Raw genomic sequence first — 6,091 nt, forward strand, 5'->3', positions numbered from 1 at the left:
CTTGTTGCATGCAGCCAGTGCAACAGCCGCCAACAGGGATGCTACGAGGAGGGATTTCTTCATGATCACGTCCTTGTATGGTTATAGGTACGCAACAGCGCGAAATAATACCGGTAATGTGCTCCAACACCAACCTAGGCCGCTGGTGGGACGCACATCAGAGCGTGAATCTTCCCCACGGCTTGGGCGGAAATTATATGCACTTTCGTACCGACCGTCGACAAAGCAGGGTCAATACGTTGCCTTTCTCATACAGAATTTAACCGTAATCGATAGGCGGGCACGGCTAGCGTCATGAGAACGCGCCGACTCGTACCCAGCCGGCACGATACCACTCGTGCAGCAGCGCTGTCATCGACGGGTCGGCCGAGAGTGTTACAAAGCGTTTCCCCTCAATTCGTCGTGCATCGGCCAATTCCAAGAGCCATTTGCGCTTGCGCGGCAGGGCCGATTCCTCACCGTTGATGAAGTAGCTCCGCGCGCCGTACAGCAGGGTCGTCCGGTTGTCCAGGCGCACGCCCGAGCCTTGCGCAGCCCGGACGAATGCAGCTTCGCCGAGCGGCCGGTCGGGCGAGTCGAACACCACGTGCGACTTCGGTTCGCTCAAATAGCTGCCGAGAAACGACACGATATCGCGCTGCGTCCAGCGTACGCGCGCAAGGATCGCGCCAAGCTCGGCCACGAGGGCCGGCGGTAAAGCGGCCGGATGCGCGACGGCGCTTTGATGCGGGTCGCGGTAAAGCCGCTCGCCCGCCTGGGAGCGCGCGAGCTCGCCTCGTTCCGCCAAATAGTAGAGAAATTGGCCGATGAGTTCGTTCGCGGACGGCGCGCGAAAGCCGATCGAACAGGTCATGCATTCGCCTTGCGCCACCCCGTCGTGAGCGACGTGGGGAGGGAGGTACAGCATGTCGCCTGGTTCGAGCAGAAATTCTTGCTCGGGCTCGAAATGCTGTAAAACCTTCAACGGCAGTCCCGGTTGCAACGTCAAATCGCGCTGGGTGGAAATACGCCAGCGACGCTTGCCGTGCACCTGCAGCAGAAACACATCGTAAGAATCGAAATGCGGACCGACGCCGCCGCCGTCGGTCGCATAGGAGATCATCAGATCGTCCAGGCGTGCATCGGGGATGAAGCGAAACCGATCGAGCAGGGCGCGTGCACGGTCATCGTGCAAATCCACGCCTTGCACGAGCAACGTCCATTCGCGGCGTTTGGGGCTCGGTATCTCGTCCGCTTCGAAGGGACCGTGATCGAGCCGCCAGCGACCGCGCAGGTGCGACACCAAGCGCGATTCCGCGTCATCGCTTTGCGCCAATTCGAACAGGGCTTCACGAGAGAGCGGAGGCTCGAGGTCGGGGATGGCGCCACGGATCAGCAGCGGCTTCTTTTGCCAATAGCGGCGCATGAACTGCGCCGGCGTGAGACCGCCGAGCAGCGGGGTGCGCGCATCGGGCGAGGGCGGAGAAACTGACGGGGCGGCCATGCCGGCCCGATGGTCGAGGGGCCGCTTGGGCATCGTATAATGGAACCGTATTTTGGAGACTCGAATGAAAATTGCAAAGAACACCGTCGTATCGGTCGCGTACAAGCTCTCCGATGCTCAGGGCAACCTCATCGAAGAAAGCGACGAGCCGATGGTCTATCTGCACGGCGGCTATGATGGCACGTTCCCTAAAATCGAGGAAGAGCTCGATGGGCAGGAGCCTGGCTTCCACACGCAGATCCAACTCGAGCCTCAGGACGCATTCGGCGAATACGACCCGGAGCTCGTGAAGATCGAGCCGCGCAACCGCTTTCCGGAGCCGCTCGAAGTGGGCATGCAGTTCGAGGGCACACCCGAGGACGGCGACGACGAGATGGATTCGTTGATCTACACGATTACGGATCTGGCGGAAGACAAAGTCGTGCTCGACGGCAATCATCCGCTTGCCGGCATGGCCCTGCGTTTTGCACTGACCGTCAAGGAAGTGCGCGAGGCGACGGCCGATGAAATCGAGCACGCGCATGTGCACGGGGCGGAAGGCATCGAAGTCGTCGACGAAGACGATGACGACGATGAACAAGACGCCTCAGGAACCCCCACCTTGCACTGAATAGGGCGTCGGCGCGCCTGCCGGTGGCGGCGGCGCATCCGACGGCGCCGGCAGCAGCGGCGGCTCCGTGGCGGGGCTCGCCGGCGCGGGCGCCGCGGGCTGAACCTGCGGTGGCGGCGCGGGCGGCACGTTCTGCATCCCTGGAAGCGGTTCGATAGCCGGCCCCGAAGCATCGGAGGCCGGCGTGGCCGTTTGCCGCGGCGGCACGATCGCCGGTGAACTTGGCGGTGTGGGCAGCCCCTTCGGCACCGTGCGCACGCTCACGCGAAACGGCGCGTGCCGATTGAAGTCGACGTCGAACGCGACCCACTGCGTCGCCGGGTCGTGCGGCGCAATCGCGATGCGCGTCAGATTGTCCACGCGCGAGCCTTTATCGTTGTAAAGCGGCTGATCGATCGTGAACCCGGCCGCGGGCGCGTGAGCATCGTGGTGGATGACGATGACAGGCCCCTTGAACGTTTGCGCCGCTTTGACGAGGCTGCGTTTGAATTCGAGGTAGCCGTCGCGCGGGCGATGTCGTGCGAAGCGCAGCCAAGCGAATCGGTCGGCGTGTTCTTCGTATCGCGCGAAGTTGGGGTCCGCTTCGACGAATACGACGAGGGCTTTCGCGCTGCGACGCCTTGCGTATTCCGCGGCGTGTTCGAGCCAAAACGACGATGCGATGGCACGATCGTCGAACTCGCCGTTGCGGCCTCCCGCATCGGAGTAGTGATTGTTGCCGCCAACCACATCGAGACCGACGAATACCGTATCTCCCATCTCCCAACGCACGTTTTCGCGGAAGGCCCGGAATCGCGCCACTTCGCTTTCGCGCGTCAGCGGGAGCGTCGGCGCCCCGAGCGATACCGTGTCCGAAAACATGGTCTGTCGCAAGAAGTCCAACCGTTCCGCGGCGTCGTAGCGGCCGCCCGCCGCCGTGGCGCAGTCGGCCCAATCATGCTGACCAGGGATGACGACGAGCGGAATCGTCGAGGCCTGCAGCAATTGTTGGCGGCGATCGTAGAGCGTGTCGGAACATCGTTCGTCCGCGCCTTTGATGTTGCCGTCGTAGACGACGAACGCACGGCGCTCGTCTAGCCCGATCGCCTCGATGAGCCGCGCGGCGGCGACCTCGTCCGCGGGGCTGCGGATGGCGCCGGAGACGACTGCGAACGCATAGCGCGGTTCGGCGGCCGATGCCGGCGCCGTGAAAAGCACGGATCCGGCAAGGGCTACCGCGGCGAATGCGGCGCGGCAACGCACGTTCGCCATGAGCGTTGCCGCGCTCACGCGCCGCGCTCGGCGCTCTCGCGATCGCGCGCGGCGTTCGCGAGTTCGCGCAGTTCGTAGATCAAATCGAGCGCGTCGCGCGGACGCAGCTCGTTCGGATCGATCTCGCGCAACCGCTCGAGCGCGGGATGCGACGACGCGTCGGTGGTCTGGGCGTCGCCGCGCGCGTTCATCGGTTCGTCGAGCGCATCCTCGGCATAGACGGGCGAGGCGAACAGATCGAGCTGCGGCGTGACGTGGGCCGCCGATTGCTGTTCGAGCAGCGTCAAATGCCTGCGCGCCGCGCGAATCACGGCCGACGGCACGCCCGCCAGTTGCGCGACCTGCAGACCGTAGCTTTGACTCGCGGGCCCTTCGTCGACGGCGTGGAGAAAGACGATGCCGTGACCGTGCTCGACCGCCGACAGATGCACGTTGGCCGCTTGGGCGAACTCGGTCGGCAACTGCGTCAACTCGAAGTAGTGCGTCGCGAACAGTGTGAAGCAACCGTTGGCCGACAGTAGATGGCGCGCGATGGCCCAAGCGAGCGCGAGGCCGTCGAAGGTGGACGTGCCCCGGCCGATTTCGTCCATCAACACGAGGCTTTGCTCGGTTGCGTCGTTGAGAATCGCGGCCGCTTCGGTCATTTACACCATGAACGTCGAACGTCCGCCGGCGAGATCGTCGGCCGCGCCGATGCGCGTGAAAATGCGGTCGATCGGGCCGAAGCGCGCGCGGCGCGCGGGCACGTAGCTGCCCACATACGCCATCAGCGCGATCAGCGCCGTCTGCCGCATGAAAGTGGATTTACCGCCCATATTGGGGCCGGTGATCAAGAGCAGCTTTCTGTCGGTGCTCAAACGGCAATCGTTGGCGACGAACTGCTCGACTTGCGCTTCGACGACCGGGTGACGACCTTGCTCGATTTCGATGCCTGCTTCTTCCGAGAATTCCGGTGCGACCCAACCGAGCGTTTGCGCGCGATCCGCGAACGCCGCGAGCAGATCGAGTTCGGCGAGCGCACCCGCCACGCGCTGGCAATCCTCGATGAACGGCAGCAGCATCTGCAGCAACGCGTCGTAGAGCGAGCGTTCGCGCGCCAGGGCGCGCTCTTGCGCCGACAGCGCTTTGTCTTCGAACGTCTTGAGTTCCGGCGTGATGTAGCGCTCGGCGTTTTTCAGCGTCTGGCGGCGCCGGTAATCGTCGGGCACCTTGTCGGTTTGCCCGCGCGTCACCTCGATGTAGAACCCGTGCACTTTGTTGTACTCGACGCGCAGATTGCCGATGCCGGTCCGAGCGCGCTCGCGGGCTTCGAGGTCGATCAGGAATTGTCCGCAGTTCTCGGAGATGTCGCGCAGCTCGTCGAGTTCGCTGTCGTAGCCGCGCGCGATGACGCCGCCGTCGCGCACCATCGCGGCCGGTTCCTCGGCGACGGCGCGCGTGAGCAGTTCCACGCAGGCCGCGGGTGGTTCGAGCGCCGCGGCGATCCGCTCGAGCGCCGGCGTGGCGGCGGCCATCGCGCTGACGAGTTGCCGCAGCGCGGGCAGGGTGGCGAATGTATCGCGCAGGCTCGAAAGGTCGCGCGGGCGAGCCGAGAGTAGCGCCAAGCGCCCCGTGATCCGTTCGACGTCGGCGATGCGGCGCAGTGCGGTGCGCAGCATCTCGAGGCTCGTGCCCGTGGGCGCGTCGAGCAGCGCGCCGATCGACTGCTGGCGGGACTGCGCGACAATGGCGGCACGTGGCGGGTGATGAATCCAGTGACGCAGCAGGCGGCTGCCCATCGTCGAGCAGCACGTATCGAGCAGCGAGCACAGCGTGGGCGAATCGCCGCCGCGCAAGGTTTCCGTCAACTCCAGATTGCGTCGCGTGGCCGGATCGAGGCCGATGTATTCCGATTCGGTTTCGACCTTCAGGCTGCGTACGTGACGCAATTGCTGGCCTTGCGTCGATGCCGCATAAAGCAGCACGGCGCCAGCCGCGCCGCAAGCGCTCGTGAGGCCCTCGGCGCCGAACCCGCCGAGGCTGGCGACGTTGAGCTGATCGCACAGCCGCTGCACGCCCGAGGCGACGTCGAAGTGCCAGGCCGGGACGCGCGTGAGGGTGCCCAGGCCGCCCGGCAGCGCGTCGGCCGCGCCATCGGCCACAAGAATTTCGGCGGGCCGAATACGTTCGAGCGCCGCGCCGACTTCGCCGGGGGCGACCTCCGCCAGCCTCAATGCGCCGCTCGCCAGGTTGAGCCACGCGAGGCCGATGGTGGTCGTCACGCCGCGCCTGTTGTGGCCCGGACAGGCGGCGAGCAGGTAGACGTCGTTCTTGTCCGAGAGCAGCGCCGCATCGGTGAGCGTGCCAGGCGTGACGATGCGCACGACCTTGCGTTCGACGGGGCCCTTCGACGCGGCGGGATCGCCGATTTGTTCGCAAATGGCGACCGATTCTCCGAACTTGACGAGCTTGGCGAGGTATTGCTCGACGGCGTGATACGGCACGCCCGCCATCTTGATCGGATTGCCGGCCGACGCGCCGCGCTGCGTGAGCGTGAGATCGAGCAGGCGAGCGGCTTTCTCCGCATCTTCGAAGAAGAGCTCGTAGAAGTCGCCCATGCGGAAAAACAGCAGCGTGCCGGGGTGGTCGGCTTTGATGCGCAGGTACTGCTGCATGTAGGGCGTGTGCTTCGCGAGCGTGGCTTCCGCCGGAGCATCGACGCTGGTTTCGGTTTTCATGGGTAATCGGGGCAAACGTGTTCGGATGCG

At 64.9% G+C, this 6,091-nt stretch carries 3 protein-coding genes and 1 pseudogene; 1 reads left to right on the top strand and 3 read right to left on the bottom strand.

Annotated elements, in window-relative coordinates; all coding sequences use genetic code 11:
- Nucleotides 1-292 precede the first annotated feature (292 nt).
- Nucleotides 293-1,516 (bottom strand): JmjC domain-containing protein, encoded by a 1,224-nt coding sequence (locus ACTHNR_RS19180; protein ID WP_440549244.1) that lies wholly within the window; start codon nucleotides 1,514-1,516, stop codon nucleotides 293-295.
- A gap of 31 nt (nucleotides 1,517-1,547) precedes the next feature.
- On the opposite strand from ACTHNR_RS19180, the gene ACTHNR_RS19185 reads away from it, so the two are divergent.
- Nucleotides 1,548-2,093, top strand: coding sequence for an FKBP-type peptidyl-prolyl cis-trans isomerase (locus ACTHNR_RS19185; protein ID WP_440549245.1), 546 nt, complete (start codon nucleotides 1,548-1,550; stop codon nucleotides 2,091-2,093).
- On the opposite strand, the gene ACTHNR_RS19190 is transcribed toward ACTHNR_RS19185, so the two are convergent.
- Both ACTHNR_RS19190 and mutS read right to left on the bottom strand, forming a co-directional pair.
- Nucleotides 2,070-3,362: a hypothetical protein gene (locus tag ACTHNR_RS19190; RefSeq protein ID WP_440549246.1), complete on the bottom strand. Its 1,293-nt coding sequence runs from the start codon at nucleotides 3,360-3,362 to the stop codon at nucleotides 2,070-2,072. The genes ACTHNR_RS19185 and ACTHNR_RS19190 overlap by 24 nt on opposite strands.
- A pseudogene (gene mutS, locus ACTHNR_RS19195) lies at nucleotides 3,359-6,061 on the bottom strand (DNA mismatch repair protein MutS). Before mutS ends, ACTHNR_RS19190 begins: the two are co-directional and overlap by 4 nt.
- Between the last annotated feature and the right edge of the window lie 30 nt (nucleotides 6,062-6,091).

Source organism: Trinickia sp. (assembly GCF_051954495.1).
Classification (GTDB): Bacteria; Pseudomonadota; Gammaproteobacteria; order Burkholderiales; family Burkholderiaceae; genus Trinickia.